General features: G+C 62.9%; 17 protein-coding genes. 3 read left to right on the top strand and 14 right to left on the bottom strand.

What is annotated here, in order from left to right; all coding sequences use genetic code 11:
• From ASE11_RS26395 to ASE11_RS02690, 9 genes are all read right to left on the bottom strand, one after another.
• Positions 1–192, bottom strand: a 192-nt coding sequence (locus ASE11_RS26395) for a hypothetical protein (protein ID WP_235501167.1), incomplete at its 3' end; no start/stop codon positions are given.
• A 27-nt stretch (positions 193–219) separates the two neighbouring features.
• Positions 220–1,197, bottom strand: coding sequence for an NAD(P)H-quinone oxidoreductase (locus ASE11_RS02725; RefSeq protein WP_082585475.1), 978 nt, complete (start codon positions 1,195–1,197; stop codon positions 220–222).
• Between the two features lie 14 nt (positions 1,198–1,211).
• Positions 1,212–2,252: a transketolase family protein gene (locus tag ASE11_RS02720; RefSeq protein WP_056265465.1), complete on the bottom strand. Its 1,041-nt coding sequence runs from the start codon at positions 2,250–2,252 to the stop codon at positions 1,212–1,214.
• A 3-nt stretch (positions 2,253–2,255) separates the two neighbouring features.
• Complete coding sequence (locus ASE11_RS02715; RefSeq protein ID WP_056265699.1) at positions 2,256–3,140, bottom strand: transketolase; 885 nt, start codon at positions 3,138–3,140, stop codon at positions 2,256–2,258.
• Between the two features lie 102 nt (positions 3,141–3,242).
• A complete protein-coding gene (locus tag ASE11_RS02710; protein ID WP_056265462.1) occupies positions 3,243–3,959 on the bottom strand; it encodes an ABC transporter ATP-binding protein in 717 nt (238 codons plus the stop codon).
• Positions 3,940–4,686: an ABC transporter ATP-binding protein gene (locus ASE11_RS02705; protein ID WP_056265458.1), complete on the bottom strand. Its 747-nt coding sequence runs from the start codon at positions 4,684–4,686 to the stop codon at positions 3,940–3,942. The genes ASE11_RS02710 and ASE11_RS02705 overlap by 20 nt, the downstream gene beginning before the upstream one ends.
• Positions 4,683–5,687 carry a branched-chain amino acid ABC transporter permease gene (locus ASE11_RS02700; protein WP_056265455.1) on the bottom strand — a complete coding sequence of 335 codons (1,005 nt, stop codon included), beginning with the start codon at positions 5,685–5,687 and terminating at the stop codon, positions 4,683–4,685. The genes ASE11_RS02705 and ASE11_RS02700 overlap by 4 nt, the downstream gene beginning before the upstream one ends.
• A gap of 19 nt (positions 5,688–5,706) precedes the next feature.
• Complete coding sequence (locus ASE11_RS02695) at positions 5,707–6,594, bottom strand: branched-chain amino acid ABC transporter permease (protein ID WP_056265452.1); 888 nt, start codon at positions 6,592–6,594, stop codon at positions 5,707–5,709.
• 69 nt (positions 6,595–6,663) lie between these two features.
• On the bottom strand, positions 6,664–8,007 hold the full coding sequence (locus ASE11_RS02690) for an ABC transporter substrate-binding protein (protein WP_235501166.1): 1,344 nt from the start codon (positions 8,005–8,007) through the stop codon (positions 6,664–6,666).
• Positions 8,008–8,144: 137 nt separating this feature from the next.
• Here ASE11_RS02690 and ASE11_RS02685 point away from each other — a divergent pair, with 137 nt between their 5' ends.
• On the top strand, positions 8,145–9,257 hold the full coding sequence (locus tag ASE11_RS02685) for a glycerol dehydrogenase (RefSeq protein WP_056265447.1): 1,113 nt from the start codon (positions 8,145–8,147) through the stop codon (positions 9,255–9,257).
• A gap of 6 nt (positions 9,258–9,263) precedes the next feature.
• On the opposite strand, the gene ASE11_RS02680 is transcribed toward ASE11_RS02685, so the two are convergent.
• Complete coding sequence (locus ASE11_RS02680; protein ID WP_056265444.1) at positions 9,264–9,653, bottom strand: acyl-CoA thioesterase; 390 nt, start codon at positions 9,651–9,653, stop codon at positions 9,264–9,266.
• Positions 9,654–9,693: 40 nt separating this feature from the next.
• Complete coding sequence (locus tag ASE11_RS02675; RefSeq protein WP_056265440.1) at positions 9,694–11,142, bottom strand: NAD-dependent succinate-semialdehyde dehydrogenase; 1,449 nt, start codon at positions 11,140–11,142, stop codon at positions 9,694–9,696.
• 78 nt (positions 11,143–11,220) lie between these two features.
• Between ASE11_RS02675 and ASE11_RS02670 the strand changes: the two genes are divergently transcribed.
• Both ASE11_RS02670 and ASE11_RS02665 read left to right on the top strand, forming a co-directional pair.
• A complete protein-coding gene (locus tag ASE11_RS02670; RefSeq protein WP_056265436.1) occupies positions 11,221–11,925 on the top strand; it encodes an SDR family NAD(P)-dependent oxidoreductase in 705 nt (234 codons plus the stop codon).
• Positions 11,926–11,944: 19 nt separating this feature from the next.
• Positions 11,945–12,760 (top strand): shikimate dehydrogenase family protein, encoded by an 816-nt coding sequence (locus ASE11_RS02665; protein ID WP_235501165.1) that lies wholly within the window; start codon positions 11,945–11,947, stop codon positions 12,758–12,760.
• Between the two features lie 10 nt (positions 12,761–12,770).
• On the opposite strand, the gene ASE11_RS02660 is transcribed toward ASE11_RS02665, so the two are convergent.
• From ASE11_RS02660 to ASE11_RS02650, 3 genes are all read right to left on the bottom strand, one after another.
• On the bottom strand, positions 12,771–13,457 hold the full coding sequence (locus ASE11_RS02660; RefSeq protein ID WP_056265433.1) for a GntR family transcriptional regulator: 687 nt from the start codon (positions 13,455–13,457) through the stop codon (positions 12,771–12,773).
• A 125-nt stretch (positions 13,458–13,582) separates the two neighbouring features.
• Entirely contained in the window at positions 13,583–14,803 is a 1,221-nt protein-coding gene (locus ASE11_RS02655; RefSeq protein WP_056265430.1) for an L-dopachrome tautomerase-related protein, read from the bottom strand.
• A 38-nt stretch (positions 14,804–14,841) separates the two neighbouring features.
• Positions 14,842–15,519, bottom strand: a complete 678-nt coding sequence (locus ASE11_RS02650; protein WP_056265428.1) for a type 1 glutamine amidotransferase domain-containing protein — start codon at positions 15,517–15,519, stop codon at positions 14,842–14,844.
• Positions 15,520–15,603: the final 84 nt, after the last annotated feature.

Below are 15,603 nucleotides of genomic sequence, written 5' to 3'. Positions count from 1 at the left end.
GCCGCGCTGCAGAGGCAAACAATGTTCGATGCGCGAGAACTGTTCAGGTGTGATTTCCATGGCACCAGTTTCTTGGAAATCTGCTGATCTTGGAATTAGTGTTAACACGCCATAGACATAATTGGCAAGGGTACTCAACTTAGCGTCGGCGTCCTGCGGTGCGGGAGAAGCCCAGAAAGTCTGACCGGCCACACCGTGCTCGACCCCTGGTTCCTGGCTCTAGACTTCCAGCATGATCTTCCCGATGTGCTCGGAAGACTCCATCAGAGCGTGCGCATGTGATGCCTGATCCATCGGAAACACCTTGTGGATCACTGGCGCAATGCGCTTCGCGCTCAGCAAGGGCCAGACCTGATCCACCAGTTCCTGGCCGATCAATGTCTTGTCCGCCAGGCTTCTCGGGCGCAAGGTGGACCCGGTGAAAGTGATGCGTTTGACCATCAAGGGCGTCCAGTCCAGCTCCGGCCGGGACGATTCCAAGAAGGAGATCTGCACCAATCGACCCTCGACGGCCAATGCGCGCAGGTTGCGTTCGACATAGGTGCCGCCGACCATGTCGAGCACCACGTTCATGCCGCGGCCCTCCGTCGCCTTCAGCGCCACGTCCACGAAGTCCTGATCCCTGTAGTTGATGGCGATATCGGCGCCCGCTGCCTTGCATGCCGCAGCCTTCTCGGCATTGCCCACCGTGCACAACACGCTGGCGCCAAACGCCTTGGCCAACTGGATGGCGGTCAGACCGATGCCCGACGAACCGCCATGCACGAGAAAGCTCTCTCCACGGCGAAGGCCGCCGCGCTGAAAGACATTGGCCCAAACGGTGAAGAAGTTTTCCGGCAGCGCCGCTGCCTGCAGCATCGAGAGTCCCGCGGGCACGGGCAAGGCCTGACCTTCGGGCACCACCACGTACTCGGCATACGCGCCACCGTTGGTCAGGGCACAGACCTTGTCGCCGACAGACCATCGGGTGGCACCGCCGCCCAACGACACGACCTCGCCCGATACCTCGAGGCCCAGAATCGTCGAGGCGCCAGGTGGCGGCGCGTAGAGCCCTTTGCGTTGCAGCGCTTCCGGGCGGTTGACGCCCGCGTAGGCGACCCGGACCAGGATTTCGCCCTCTCCGGGTGTCGGCACCGGACAGGTTCTCGAAACGAGAACCTCGGGGCCGCCGCCCTGGCCATGGTCGATGAAACGCATCGTGGTGGGAGTGCTCATTTGGCACCTCCACCGGTAACAGCGAACTGTGGCGCCGGGCTGGCCGTGGACTTCTTGCCCTGCATGGCCTGACGCGCCACGACTTCGATGCCTGGGCCGTCGAGCTTGTAGTGAGCGTACAGGTGGGTGGGGGGTGCGATCAGGCTGTATTCGTCATGAATGCCGTGTCGCACCAGGCGCACGCCCGCGCCTTCGTCGGCCAGCACCTCGGCCACTGCCGCGCCCAGACCACCGAGCACGTTGTGCTCTTCCACCGTCATGAGCACCCGCGAGCGCTCCGCGGCCTGCAAAACCGCGTTGCGGTCCAGCGGCTTGATGGTAGCCATGTCGATCACGCCCACCGAGAAGCCCGCGCTGCCCAGAGCCCCTGCGGCTTCAAGCGCGCCTTTCACGGTCATGCCGCAAGCGATGATGGTCAGGTCGGTGCCGCGGCTGTGCTCGATGGCCTTGCCGATTTCGAACGCCGCGCCCTTCTCGTACACATCGGGTTCACGCCCCCGGCCGATGCGAAAGTAGATCGGTTCGGGCCAATTGATCGATGCCTTGATGGCGCTGGCCAATTGCGGGCCATCGGCCGGCGAGATCACCGTCAACCCCGCGATGGAGCGCATGGTGCCAATGTCTTCGGTCGCATGGTGTGAGGTGCCATAAAAGCCGAGCGAGATGCCCGTGTGGTGGCCCACCAGCCGGACCGGCAGCTTGCTGTAGGCCACGTCCATCCGGATTTGCTCGCAACAGAGCAGACCCAGGAAGGACGCGAAGGTCGCAACGAAGGGAATCTGGCCCGTCGTCGCCAGGCCGGCCGCTGCGGTCACCATGTTCTGCTCGGAGATGCCGAACTGCACGTAGCGCTCCGGGTAGGCGTTGGCGAACTTGTTGAGCCCGTTGGAGTACTGCAGATCGGCCGAGCCCGCCATCACGGGATAGCCCTGCTCAGCCAGTTCGATCAGCGCGTCCGAGAAGTGGTTCAGGCCCGGGGTGATCTGGTTCAGCGCGCGGTACTGCCAGGAATCGGGGGAAAGCGGTTGGGGGTTCATGGTTCAGATCTCCTTGCTCATGATTTCTTCGACGGCGCGTTTTGCGTCTTCCGGTGCCAGGTAGCCCAGGTGCCAGCCGGGTTCAGTCTCCATGTAGGAGACGCCCTTGCCCTTGATGGTTTTGGCGATCACGCACACCGGCTTGTCGCGCCCGGTGTCCGCCTTGAGGCGCCGCATGAGGGCCGTGAGGTCGCTCACACTGTGCCCGTCCACCTCGTGCACTTCCCAGCCAAACGCGCGCCACTTTTCGGGCAGTGACTCGACACCCATCACGTCATCCACCTTGCCGTCGAGCTGGTATCCGTTGCGGTCCACGATGGCGACCAGCCTCGAGAGTTTGTTGTGGGCGGCGAACAACGCGGCCTCCCAGACTTGCCCTTCCTGCATTTCGCCATCACCCAGCATCACGAAGACATGGAAGTCGCGCCGGGACATGCGCCCGCCCATGGCCATGCCGCATCCGCCCGACAGCGCGTGGCCGATCGAGCCCGAACTGAAATCGATACCGGGTACCTTGGTCATGTCGGGATGGTCACCGAGCGCACTGCCCAAGCGGGTGTAGCCGTCCAGGTCCGCCTTGCTGATGAAGCCCCACTCCGCCAGGATAGGAAACTGCCCTACCGCAGCGTGACCCTTGCCCATGAGGAAGCGGTCGCGGTCTGGCCAGGCCGGCTCGCCATGGCGCAGGGCCATGACGTCGTAGTACAGCGAGGCAAAGATCTCGGCGGCGGAGAAGACCGAGGAGTAGTGGCCGACCTTGGCGATCTCGATCAGCCGGATCGTCTCCAGACGAACGAATTGCGCCTTCTCGCGCAGGCGGGCCACCTCCTCGGCGGTGGGTGTGAAATCCGTGATGTCCGCTCGGCGGGCAGGACTGGGCTGCGGCATGGATGTGTTCCTTTCAATGAACGTGTGATGCACCATATATTTTCAAATCAGACGGTATGCGAGGGTGGAACGTGACCCGGCCCGATTGGCCAGGTCCGGGTTTCAAATACCGAGGTAGCTGGCCCTCAACTGCGGGTTGTGCAGCAGTTCGCGACCAGTTCCGCTCATGGCTATGGTTCCGTTCTCGACCACGAAACCGTGATCGGCCATGTTCAGCACCATCTGCACGTTTTGCTCGATGACCAGGACCGCGAGTTCAATGCTGCGGATCTTGCGAATGCCTTCGAAAAGTCGATCAACCATGATGGGTGCTAGACCAAGCGAAGGCTCATCAAGCGCGAGCACTCGAGGCAAGGCCATGAGCGCGCGCCCCACGGCGACCATCTGCTGCTGACCACCCGACATGGTGCCGGCCAACTGATGGCGTCGCTCGTCCAGGATGGGGAACAGGGCGAAGATCTCATCCATCGTCTTAGGTCGACGTGCCCGCGCTCTTGGGGTGGAGGCGCCGACCATCAGGTTCTCCATCACCGTCATTGCCGGGAAGAGCTGCTTGCCCTCGGGCGACTGCACGAAGCCCTGATCCACGATCCGGTGCGGTGCCAGGCCGGTGAGCGAGCACCCCTCCAGAGTGGCCGAACCCTTGGTGGTTTTCACCAAGCCGGAGACGGCTCTGAGGAAAGTGGTCTTGCCCGCGCCATTGGCGCCGATCAGGGCAGTGATGGTGCCGGGCTGAAGGTCGAGGTTGATGCCCCTGAGCACCTGTTGCTCCCCATAGCCGGCCCACAAATCCCTCACACTAAACATCGGTGCCGACATAGCCTTCTCCAAAGTACGCGGTCAGAACTCGCGGATCCTTGACCACAGTCTGCGGTTCACCATTGGCGATCAGACAGCCTTGATCCATCACGATCACACGGTCGGACAGACCCATGATCACCTTCATCACGTGCTCCACGATCAGGACCGTGATGCCGCGGTCGCGCACCCTGCGCACCAGCGCCACCATCTCGGCCGCCTCACTGGGCGTGGCCCCCGCCACCACCTCGTCCATGAGCAACAGCCTTGGCTGTGTCGCCAGTGCTCGACCCAGTTCGATCTTTCGCTTGTCGAACGCTGTGAGGTCGTTCGCGTCCGCGGTGCAGCGGTCGCTCATGTTCAGGAAGTCGAGCAACTCCATCGCCAGGTCTCGCGACTTGGTGGTGGATTTCAGCCGCGCGAACGCCCCGACCATCACGTTCTCCACCGCTGACAAACCTCCAAAAGGCCGCGAGAGTTGAAAGGTGCGTGCGATGCCTGCACGGCAAATGTCGCTGGGCGCCATGCCGAGCACGTCTGCCCCCTCGAACAGGATGCGGCCTTGGTCGGCGCGATGAAAGCCGGCGATCAAGTTGAAGGCAGTGGTCTTGCCTGCGCCGTTGGGCCCGAGCAACCCGAGGATTTCACCTTGCTGGAGATCGAACGAGACTTCATTGACAGCCTTGAGGCCGCCGAAGCGCTTTGACAGTCCCTGCACTCGGAGCAGAGGATTCTTGGATTCGCTCATTTCTTCGCCCCTCCCTGAGCAAGGCGTTTGCGAAACCACCGATCGATGGGCGCGATGATGCCCTTGGGAAAATACAGAACCGCGATGATCAGGATCACGCCGTAGATGACCAGGTGCAGGCCGAGAAAGGTCCCCCCAAGGTATGTGCGGGAGAACTCAGCGATGGGGTGCAGTACCAAGGCGCCCAACATGGGGCCCAGCACCGTCCCCTGCCCACCCACGATCGCCATCAGGGCCACATCGAGCGAGAACTCGATACTCATGTTGCGTTCGGGATTGATGTAGCGGAAGAACTGCGCATAGAAGGCCCCGCCGAGACCGGTCATGAACGCACTTGCCGCGAGAGCGATCAGCGAACAGCGTGTGGGATTGACGCCCAGCGCCTCGGCACCGTTCTGATCACCCCGGATGGCCTTGAGGTAGTAGCCCAGGCGTGATCGCTCCAGAGCGATCGTGGCCAGCAGAACCAGCACCAACATCACCAGGGCAATGTAGTAGTACGGCATCTTTCCTTCGAACTGGTAGGCCAGGCCGCCCAGCTCGCTCGGTGGCACCACGAGCCCTTGCGCACCCTTGAGCGGGATACCCAGGAAGTCGTCGGTGTTCTCGAACCAGATCCGCACGATCTCGGCAAAGGCGATGGTGGTCAGCGTGAAGTACGGGCCTTTGAGCTTGAACGTCGGGTAGCCGATGGCCAGCGACAAGAGCGCTGCGAAGCCCCCGCCCGCAAGCATGCCCAGCCAGGGCGAGATGCCGAACATCGTGAACAGCAGCACCGTCACGTAGCCCGCCATGCCCGAGAAGACAGCATGGCCCAGCGATAGCTGGCCTACGTATCCGCATACAAAGTTCCACGCTGTGGCCATGTACGCGAAATACAGGATCATGGTCAGCGAGTGCATCGTGTACGAGTCGCTGACGAAGAGCGGCAGCAGGGCCGCGATCGCGATCATCGGCACGCCGAGGATCACCGTGGAAGGAGAGCTTGAGAACGAATTCATTCTTGACATAGCGATGCCCTCATGCCTTGCGGCCCAGCAGGCCATTGGGGCGGACCAGCAGGACAACGATGAAGATGAGGAAGGAGAACATGGCCGCCGAGGTGGCTGTGACGAACTGCGAAATCAGCGATTCGAAGACGCCCAGCAGCAGTCCGCCCACGATTGACCCAGGAATCGATCCGATGCCACCGAGCACCACCACCAGAAACGACTTGACGCCGAACATCAGACCCACAGTCGGAGTGATCGAGAGGAAGGGCACCAGCAGCGCGCCGAAGAGACCGAGGATGGCCGCACCCAGTCCGAATGTCTGGTTGTAGACCCGATAGACGTTCACGCCACTCATGGCTGCGGCATCACGGTTCTGAGCCGTTGCGCGGATCGAGCGCCCCACGTCGGTGTGTTTCAGTCCCCACCACAAGCCCCATGCCACGGCAATGGCGGCAACGAAACCAACGAAGCGGGGAATACTGATGGGGAGCCCCGCAACTTCAAACGTGCCGCCAGCGAAGTCCACGCTCACCGATCGAACATCCGGCCCGTATCCCATCAGGACGAGGTTGTCCATGACGAGGTAGACGCCAGTGGTCAGCAACAGCGCACCCAGTGGCTCGACCACGAGGGTTGACTCCCGCTTGAAGAGCGGAGAAATGATGACGCTCTGTGTGAAGTAGCCAATACCGAACAGCAGCGGCATGGTTACCACCGCTGCGACGTAGGGATGCAATCCGAAGACAGACCACAGCGTGTAGGTCGCGTACATGGCCAACATGAGGAAGGAGCCGTGCGCGAAGTTGATGACGCGCAGGACACCGAAGATCAGACTCAGGCCAAGGGCAATGCCGCCATAGATGGCACCTTGCAGCAGCCCGTTGATGAGCGCGTAGAAGAAGATGAGGGGATCCATACCGGTTTCCGTGATGAGGGTGCCCGCCGCATGTGGCGGAGGGCACCCGGGTTGAAGCCGCGGACAGGATCAGCGCTTGGACCACTCAGGCAGGGGCCAGACTGGCTTGGTGCCTGCCAGGCGGTTGGCGGCAGGCCACACCGTGCGACGCTCTCCGCCAATGTTCTGCGTGATGACTCCGTGGGCATGCGGGTTTTGGCCCTTCTCGTCAAAGATGATCCGGCTGTAGCCGGTTATCAACGCAGGCCCGCTCTTGATGTCTGTCTTGGCCAATGCATCGCGGATCTTTTCCCGATCGGCAGATCCGGCACGCTCCAGCACGTCGCGCAGGATGTATGCGTTGGAGACACCTTGCGCCCCGTAGGCATTGAGCCCATAGCCCATCCGTGCCAGAAACTTCTTGTCGGCGTCCAATGCGTTCGGATCCTTGATCGCCTGCATGATGTCCACTTGAAAATCGTCCTGCACGAACATCAGGTCGTACGCCTTGGGGCTGACCGATTTGTAGAACGATGGGTCTTCCGAACCTCCACCGACGGAGTGGATTCCGTAAGGAACGTTGAGGCGGTTTTCAGCGAACTGGCGCGTGAACAGAATATGGTCGGGCGTGTAGGCCACGACGATCAAAGCATCGGGTTTGCTCGCGCGAATCTTCAACAGCTGTGCGGAAAAGTCGGACTGGTTCGGCGGGTACGACTCGTCGAGCGAAATTTTGTAGCCCCGCTCCAATGCCATCTTCTTGATGTTGGCGGTGTGCGAACGCCCCCAGTCCGTGCCTTCGTAGAACAGCCCGATCGTTTGTGGCTTGTTGCCGGTTTCTTTTGCCAATAGATCGATTGCGTCCATCTGTTCGCGAGCATCAAATGTGGCCTTGTTGTTCGGGCGGAAGATGTAGCGGAATCCCCGCTCTGTGATCTCGTCCTTTACCGATCCGGTCACCAGCCATGGCGTCTTGTACCGCTCCGCAACTTCCGTGGCCGGGAACGTGACGGCGCTGTTGTACGCCCCCACCATGACCGACACCTGCTCCCGCGTGATCAGGCGTTCTGTCTCGGCGACCCCCACGTCAGGCTTGGACTGGCTGTCCGCAAACACCGCGACCAGCTTGGCCCCGCCCATGGACTTGATTCCGCCCGCGGCATTGATCTGCTCGATCGCAATCTCCGCGCCGACTTTGGTCTGGTTGCCGATCGTCGCCGTGCCACCCGACAGGGGCAGCACGAAACCGATCTTGATGTCATTCGACTGCGCAAACGCCGGCGTGCTCAGCCCGAGCAGGCAGGCCGCGCCCACGCGAAGCAACGCGTGGCGTCGACTGGTAGGGATTGCTTTCATGGTGTTGTCTCCAAATTGAGGAATGGGTAAGCCAGCTGTCCAACGCGCCGGCTGCGCATCGGTGATGACGGTGTTCAAGCCGTCTCATGACACCTTGATTCCGCTTCCGATTGGACGCATGATATATGATGCACCGTGCATCATGCTTCGGGTTTTCCCGGATAAAGACGATCACATTGCTGGCCCAAGACCTCAGATTCATCACAGGAGACAACATGTCCAACACTCCCGAGTCCTCACCTCTATTGCGTGTTTTCGGCGCCCCACTTCGCTACCTGCAGGGCCCTGGCGCCATCCATCAGCTGGGTGCTCAAGTCGCCTCGCTCGCCCCCTCAGCTGCGCTGATTTCCGACCGTTTTGTGCTCGACCTGGTAGGTGATCGCGTTGCGGCCTCATGCAAAGCTGCGGGCGTGCGGCTGAGCACCTGTGAGTTCTCCGGAGACATCACGCCCGCTGAGGTGCAGCGGCTGGCGGGGCAACTCGCACAGGACAAGCCCGGTGTCGTGATCGCGGCCGGTGGCGGCAAGGGCATCGATGTGGGCAAGGCTGTCGCCAAAGTCTTGGGCGCCCATGTCGTCACTGTTCCCACGGTGGCCTCCAACGACGCGCCCACCAGCAAGATCTTTGTGCTGTATGACGAACAGCACCGCTTGCTGTCGGTGGAGCACATGACTCACAACCCTGCTGCTGTGGTCGTTGATACCGACCTGATCGCCGCCGCGCCGGTCAAGCTGCTGCTCGCGGGGATCGGCGATGCGCTGTCCAAGAAGTTCGAGGTCGAGCGTTGCGCCGCGGCAGGTGGTTTGAACATCTATGGCGGGCTAGGTACGCAGGCAGCGCTGGCGCTGGCCGATCTGAGCTACCGCAGCGTGCGCGAACACGCCGAGTCGGCGATTCAAGCCGTTCAACGAGGCACGCCCGATGTCCATCTGGAGTCGCTGGTGGAGGCCACCGTCCTGTTGAGCGGGCTGTGCTTCGAGAACGGTGGTCTGTCGGTGTCTCATGCCATGACGCGCGGCTTGTCCGCGATCGCGGGCACCGCGACTTCCTTGCATGGCCTTCAGGTGGCCTATGGCCTGCTGGTGCAACTCACGCTGGAAGAACGCGAGCCGACGTTCATGGCCGAACTGCGGGGCTTCTATTCGCGCATCGGCCTGCCCCAGGACCTGGGTGAACTTGGTCTGGCGCGTGCCGCCACCGATGAGGAGATCGAGACGATTTCGCGGCTCACGATGACAGCGCCACACGTGCGCAATTTCCCCACGGCACTGAGCGCCGAGCGCATCGCATTGGCCATCCGCTCGGTAGAAGCCGAACGCACGCGCTGAGCGCTGTCAGGCAGGGAGCGGCTCCGCCTTGAGCTGCTCCCGTTCCTCAACCGTCCATGGCGAAGACGCACCGCTCTCGTCACTGCACATCACGGTGGTGACGCGCGCGCAGAAGTGCTCCACCACGCCGAACGCGATGCTGAACCGTGCCTCCAGGCTGGCCTTGCCCACGCGGATCACCCGCAGATGGACCACGGGGTTGGTGGCGCGGTCCAGCGGCTTCTTGAAATCACAAGCCATTGCCACGACGACCTGCGAACGAAACCCCGTGCCGGGCACCGGCAAGCCGATGGCCACGGCATGTTCGTTGCGCGCGTCCTCGCACCACCGCAAGTAGGCAAGGTGGTGCACGTGCCCAAGGGCATCAAGGTCCGACCAGCGGATGCGCACCGGCATGCGCCAGTGCCAGCACCCTTCGTCGGTTGCGTCGACGCGCTCAGTCGAGACCGACGCAGACATATTTCAGCTCGGTGTAGTCATCCATGCCATATTGCGACCCTTCGCGGCCCAGGCCTGACTGCTTCACGCCACCGAAAGGGGCTTCGGCGGTGGAGATCAGACCCGTGTTGACGCCGACCATGCCGTACTCCAGGCTCTCCGACACCCGCCAACTGCGCGACAGGTCACGCGTGTACACGTAGGACGCCAGCCCGTACTCGGTGTCGTTGGCCATCTGTATCACCTCGTCCTCGCTGTCGAAGGCAATCAGCGCCGCCAACGGCCCGAAGGTTTCTTCGCGCGTGACCAGCATCTGCTGCGTCACGCCGACCATGACCGTGGGTTCGAAGAAGTTGCCCTCGCTGCGACGCCCACCCGTCACCAACTCGGCGCCTTGGGCCAGCGCATCCTCAATGTGCTCCTCCATCTTGAGAAGCGCCTTGCCATCGATCATGGGACCGACGATAACTTCAGGCTCCAGACCATTGCCCATCTTCATCGCTCGCACGCTGTGTGCGAGCTTGTGGGCGAACTCGTCATACACCGCACGCTGCACATAGATGCGGTTGGCGCACACACAGGTTTGTCCGTTGTTGCGGAACTTGGCGATCATCGCGCCCTTCACGGCGGCATCCACATCCGCGTCTTCGAACACGATGAATGGCGCATTGCCGCCGAGCTCCAGCGAGACCTTCTTGATGTGTTCGGCACATTGGCGCATGAGCACGCGCCCGATCTCGGTCGAACCCGTGAAACTGAGTTTGCGCACCATCGGGTTGCCGGTGAGCTCCTTCGCGATCTCAGCCGCATCCCCAGTCACGACGTTGATGACACCGCGCGGTATGCCCGCGCGCTCGGCGAGCACGCCGATTGCGAGGGCCGAGAACGGGGTCTGGGTAGCAGGTTTGACGACCATGGTGCAGCCGGCGGCCAGCGCGGGGGCGAGCTTGCGCGTGAGCATCGCGTTGGGGAAGTTCCAGGGCGTGATCGCCGCGCACACGCCAATGGGCTGGCGCAAAACCACGATGCGCTTGTCGGACTGCGGCGCCGGGATCACGTCGCCGTTGTTGCGGCGCCCCTGCTCGGCAAACCACTCGATGAAGCTGGCGCCATACGCGATCTCGCCGCGCGCCTCGGACAGCGGCTTGCCTTGCTCGATGGTCATGATGCGCGCCAGATCGTCCTGGGCTTCCATCATCAATTCGTACCAGCGGCGCAACAACGCGGCGCGCTCCTTGGCGCTGCGTGCGGCCCAAGCCGGGAAGGCCCGGGTGGCAGCCTGGATCGCCATGCGCGTTTCCGCCTCGCCCATGTTGGGCACCGTGCCCACGCGCTCTGCGGTGGCCGGGTTCACAACCTCCCGCACCCTCTGACTCAACGCATCCTGCCAGATGCCGTCGATCAGACACCGTTGCACAAAAAGTCCTGAATCCTTCAAATTTTTCATGGTTGTCTCCAAAAATGGGTTGTTGAGCTTTAGATGCATGATATATCATGCGTCCTCTATCAACAAGGAGACACTCTCATGACTCAACGGCAAAAGGTGGCGGTGGTGACAGGCGGGGGCACGGGTATCGGGTTGGCCTGCGCCCAGGAGCTGCAAGCCAAGGGCTGGCGCGTGGTCTGCGCCGGTCTGGACACCGAGCCCACCCTGCCCGGCAACATCGAATTCACCCGCCTGGACGTGACCGACGCCGCCTCGATTGCGGCTCTGTTTGACAAGCTCCCTCACGTTGACGGGCTGGTCAATGGGGCCGGCATCATCCTGCACGACCAGAAGGAGCTCACGCCCGATGGCTTCGGCAAGGTGGTGGAGATCAACCTCAACGCAGTCAATCGCATGACGCTAGCGGCCCTGCCCGGACTCAGGGCAGCCCGGGGTGCAGTGGTGAACGTTGCGTCCATGTGGAGCCAGTTCGGTTCGGCCCGCAACCCGGCGTACTCGGCCAGCAAAGGCGGCGTGACCTCCCTCACCCGTTCCCATGCTGTGGCCTTCGCCGCGGACGGCATCCGGGTCAACGCCATTGCACCGGGCTGGATCGACACCCGCCTGGCCTCTGGCGCGATTCACAATCCGGAGCGCAGCGCGGCGATCCTGGGCCGCATTCCGTTGGGGCGCTGGGGGCAGCCGGCGGACGTGGCCCGCGTGGTGGGCTTCCTGCTGTCGGCCGAGGCCGCTTACGTCACCGGCATCGTCATGCCCGTGGATGGCGGATTCGGCATCGCCTGACCCCGCATCGGAGCCGATCTTGAACCTCCCACCGACGCCCGCCATCAATGGCCGAACCGCCGTGGTGCCCTTGCTGGCCTACCCGAGCGAGCACGTGCGCACGCCCGGATTCTTCAACCAGTACTGCAGCGAGCACGGCATCAACGCCGTGATGGTGCCCTGGAAAGTGTCGCCCTCCGGTCTGCCCGCGGCCATCGAAGCCATCCGGCAGATCGAGAGCATCCCGGGCTTCGTCATCACCATTCCGCACAAGCAGGAAGTTTGTCGGCACTGCGACACGCTGGAAGGGCTGGCGGAGGTGATGTGTGTCTGCAACGCGGTGCGCAAGAACGCGGACGGCACGCTGGCGGGCCGCATGTACGACGGCCGGGGCTTTGTGCAAGGCCTCCAGGACCGGGGCATCCCTCTGGCCGGCACGTCCGTCCTGCTCGCGGGCGCGGGTGGCGTGGCCACCGCCATCGCTTTTGAACTGGCCGGATCGCAAGTGCGCCGCATAGGCATCCAGAACCGATCTCTGGACAAAGGGCGTGAACTGGCCGAGCAACTCTCGCGCCATTTTCCGGGTCTGGACATCGAGCTGAATCCGCAGCGCGTGGAGGCCTATGACATCGCCGTCAACGGCACCTCACTGGGTCTGCACCCCGACGACCCGCTGCCATTCGACCCGTCGACACTGCGTCAGGACACGGTCGTGGCCGAGGTCGTGATGCAGCCCGACATCACACCCTTGTTGCAGAGAGCGTCCGAGAATGGGCAGCGCATCCACAAGGGCGTGCACATGGTCACGACGCAAATCAAACTGCTGGTGGGTTTCACGACTGGCCACACCGGCTGAGTGTCGCGAACTAGGCGTAGATCTCTTCGACCGAGCGCCCGTTCATCCACTCGGTCAACACCCGCTCACCCCATCGGATGTCTTCTTGGATGGCCTTGGACGCCATCTCCGGATCGCCCGCCTTCAGGCCTTCCAGCACCTTGTAGTGCGGGTGGTTGCTGTTGAAGATGTTGCGCTTGGGCACCTTGGCGTGAAAGGTGTTGAGCAGTGGACCCATGCGCACCCACATGGTTTCGACAACGGCCGACAGGCTGGGCAGCCGGGCTGCGGCCATCAACTCGAAATGAAAGTCCCGGTTGCGCCTGGCGGCGTCCTTCGGGTTGGTGGCCGAGGCCTTGATGAACTGCTCCTGGATTTTTTCCAGGTGCTCGATCTCCTTGCGGGTGATCTGCCGGGCGGCCTGGGCTGCTGCAGCACCTTCGAGCAGGCCTCGCATGAGCTGGATCTCGCGCACGGTCTCCAGGTCCAATTCGGGGACCGCGATGGAAGTGGCTGCGGTCACATCCAGTGCCTGCTCGCTGGCCAGACGGAAGATGGCTTCCCGCACCGGGGTGATGCTGGTGCCCAGCGCTTCGGAGAGTTCGGCGATCCGCAGCCTTGAGCCCGGCGCGTACTGCCCGTTCATCAATGCATTGCGAATCTCAACGTACACACGCTGGGAAAGGTTCTGCTTTTCCACTCGGCCCAGTTCAGCCATCTCCGCACCTTACTTTTTACATCATATATCCTGTATGGAATGTAGCAGAAAAGGGCAAATTGCCCGATGCGAAAAGCGCAAAGCTGTCTCCTGCGGTACACCGCAGGAGACAGCCCCCAGCGGGATCAGCGGCGCGCCGACTTCTGGACGCCCGTTCGAAGCCGCCACAGCTCATACCGCTCCTCGCCGGCCTTGACCTGACCTGCGAAGTGCTGATTGAGTGAGCTGGCGGTGAAGATCAGGTCCCCACCAGGATGGAAGGCCGGCGTGTCGGGCCAATGCACCGAGTCGTTCGTTGCGATCAAGGCCATGCTCTGCGTTTTGGGGTCGTAGCGCACGATGCCGCCCCGGGTGACATCCGTGATGTAGAGCTGGCCCGCCGTGTCGGTGACGATGCCGTCGGTGTTGCCACCGACAGCGCCCAGGCTCCTGACGGCTCGTGCAATGTCACCGTCGCCCGCGCCCGCCCGACGCAGCACGGCGGTCGGGACCGACCAGGCTTGCGTGGCGGTGGTGACCGTCCAGTACAGGGTCTTCCCATCGGGTGAAAGGGCGATGCCATTGACGCCGATCAGCAAAGGGTTGCCCGGCCAGACCTCGCTGCCGCCGGACAAGACTTTGACGCCAGGCTCGACCTGCAGGCTGGCATGCCCGTCCAGCACGCGCCGGGCCGTGCCGGCAGCGTAGTCCACCACGATCAGGCCGACCTTGTTGCGGGGCGCGCTGCGAAAACCGCTGTCGGACACATAGGCCACGCGCCGGCGCTCGTCGACCGCGATGTCGTTGAGAAAACTACCCGCACGATCGGCCACGCCGTCCATCGCAATGGTCTTGACGAGTTTGCCCGAGACGAGGTCGAGCACCATCACCTTCTGGGCGCCGGCCGGAGACTCCGCCTCACCTGCCACGAAACCCATGTCCAGCGCCCAGAGCCAGCCGTTGCGGCGGTCCACATGGAAGCCGAGCACATTGCGCAGCGCCTGATGGGGCGGGGCCGAGACATCGTTGCCCTGTAGGGACGGAAAGGCCGTGAGCCTCGCCGGCCCGCCCTCTGCCGTGGTGTCGAGCCTGCTGAGTGTGGCCGGCGCGGCGCGCGAAAGCAGGCGCGGCGTGCTGACGTAGGCACCGCCCTGGGCATCGAAGTGCAAGCCCGCGATGGGTGCGTTGACCGACTGCGCAAACGGCGCAGCGACTTGCCCGGCAGCAGGCACCTCCCAGCTCACGCCCTGGTAGCTGCGCCACCGCTCAAGGGGCAACGGGTCGGCAGCGTGGGAGGTCGTCGGGAAGGCGATCAGCGCAGCCAGTGCAAGCGCCGCAGCGGGCATCAGGTTGTGAAGTGGTTTCATGGGAATGGAACTGAGGTGTCGAGACGTCTCTGCAGGCTTCACAGCTGCGCGAGCAAGGCTTCGGCCGTGGCTTCCGAAGAGGCCGGGTTCTGCCCGGTGATCAGCCGTCCGGCCACCACCACATGGCTCTGCCAATCAGCGGTTCGGCTGTAGTCGCCGCCATGGCCTGTCAGCATGTCTTCCAGCGAGAAAGGCACCACGTCGGTGAGCTGTGCCGCAGCTTCCTCACTGTTGCTGAAGCCGGTGACTTTTCGGCCGCGCACGGCGGGTTGTCCGTCGGGGGCCTTTACGTGCCGCAACACGGCGGGCGCATGGCACACGGCCGCCACCGGCTTGTCCTGCCGCAGGAAGCTTTCAATCAGTGCGATGGACCGGGCGTCTTCCGCCAAGTCCCACAACGGCCCATGGCCGCCGGGGTAGAACACGGCGTCGAAGTCCTGTGCACTCACCTGACCCAGAGGCAGGGTGTTGGACAAGGCGGCCTGGGCCTGTGCGTCTGCGTTGAACCGGCGCGTTGCGTCGGTCTGCGCATCGGGTGCATGGCTCTTGGGGTCCATCGGTGGCTGGCCTCCCAACGGGGAAACCAGCATGACCTGCGCGCCGGCGTCTTTGAACAGGTAGTAGGGCGCGGCGAACTCCTCCAGCCAGAAGCCGGTTTTGTGACCGGTGTTGCCCAACTGGTCATGGGACGTCAGCACCATCAAGATCTTCTTCATCACTCATCCTTTCGAGGCCCGAAGGCCATGGTTGAAAACGGTTGAGCACGATGATCGGGACTCTCCTATGATTCGAAAAGTCGA

The sequence above is a fragment of the Hydrogenophaga sp. Root209 genome (genome assembly GCF_001428625.1).
GTDB lineage: Bacteria > Pseudomonadota > Gammaproteobacteria > Burkholderiales > Burkholderiaceae_C > Hydrogenophaga.
Note: the sequence above shows the minus strand (reverse complement) of the source record. Positions and strands in the feature narration are given on the sequence as shown.

Coding starts and splice junctions, on each gene's coding strand:
- ASE11_RS02695 (WP_056265452.1), bottom strand. CDS start 6,594: ATGGATCCCCTCATCTTCTTCTACGCGCTCATCAACGGGCTGCTGCAA.
- ASE11_RS02705 (WP_056265458.1), bottom strand. CDS start 4,686: ATGAGCGAATCCAAGAATCCTCTGCTCCGAGTGCAGGGACTGTCAAAG.
- ASE11_RS02670 (WP_056265436.1), top strand. CDS start 11,221: ATGACTCAACGGCAAAAGGTGGCGGTGGTGACAGGCGGGGGCACGGGT.
- ASE11_RS02675 (WP_056265440.1), bottom strand. CDS start 11,142: ATGAAAAATTTGAAGGATTCAGGACTTTTTGTGCAACGGTGTCTGATC.
- ASE11_RS02650 (WP_056265428.1), bottom strand. CDS start 15,519: ATGAAGAAGATCTTGATGGTGCTGACGTCCCATGACCAGTTGGGCAAC.
- ASE11_RS02715 (WP_056265699.1), bottom strand. CDS start 3,140: ATGCCGCAGCCCAGTCCTGCCCGCCGAGCGGACATCACGGATTTCACA.
- ASE11_RS02660 (WP_056265433.1), bottom strand. CDS start 13,457: ATGGCTGAACTGGGCCGAGTGGAAAAGCAGAACCTTTCCCAGCGTGTG.
- ASE11_RS02710 (WP_056265462.1), bottom strand. CDS start 3,959: ATGTCGGCACCGATGTTTAGTGTGAGGGATTTGTGGGCCGGCTATGGG.
- ASE11_RS02725 (WP_082585475.1), bottom strand. CDS start 1,197: ATGCGTTTCATCGACCATGGCCAGGGCGGCGGCCCCGAGGTTCTCGTT.
- ASE11_RS02700 (WP_056265455.1), bottom strand. CDS start 5,687: ATGAATTCGTTCTCAAGCTCTCCTTCCACGGTGATCCTCGGCGTGCCG.
- ASE11_RS02685 (WP_056265447.1), top strand. CDS start 8,145: ATGTCCAACACTCCCGAGTCCTCACCTCTATTGCGTGTTTTCGGCGCC.
- ASE11_RS02680 (WP_056265444.1), bottom strand. CDS start 9,653: ATGCCGGTGCGCATCCGCTGGTCGGACCTTGATGCCCTTGGGCACGTG.
- ASE11_RS02720 (WP_056265465.1), bottom strand. CDS start 2,252: ATGAACCCCCAACCGCTTTCCCCCGATTCCTGGCAGTACCGCGCGCTG.
- ASE11_RS02655 (WP_056265430.1), bottom strand. CDS start 14,803: ATGAAACCACTTCACAACCTGATGCCCGCTGCGGCGCTTGCACTGGCT.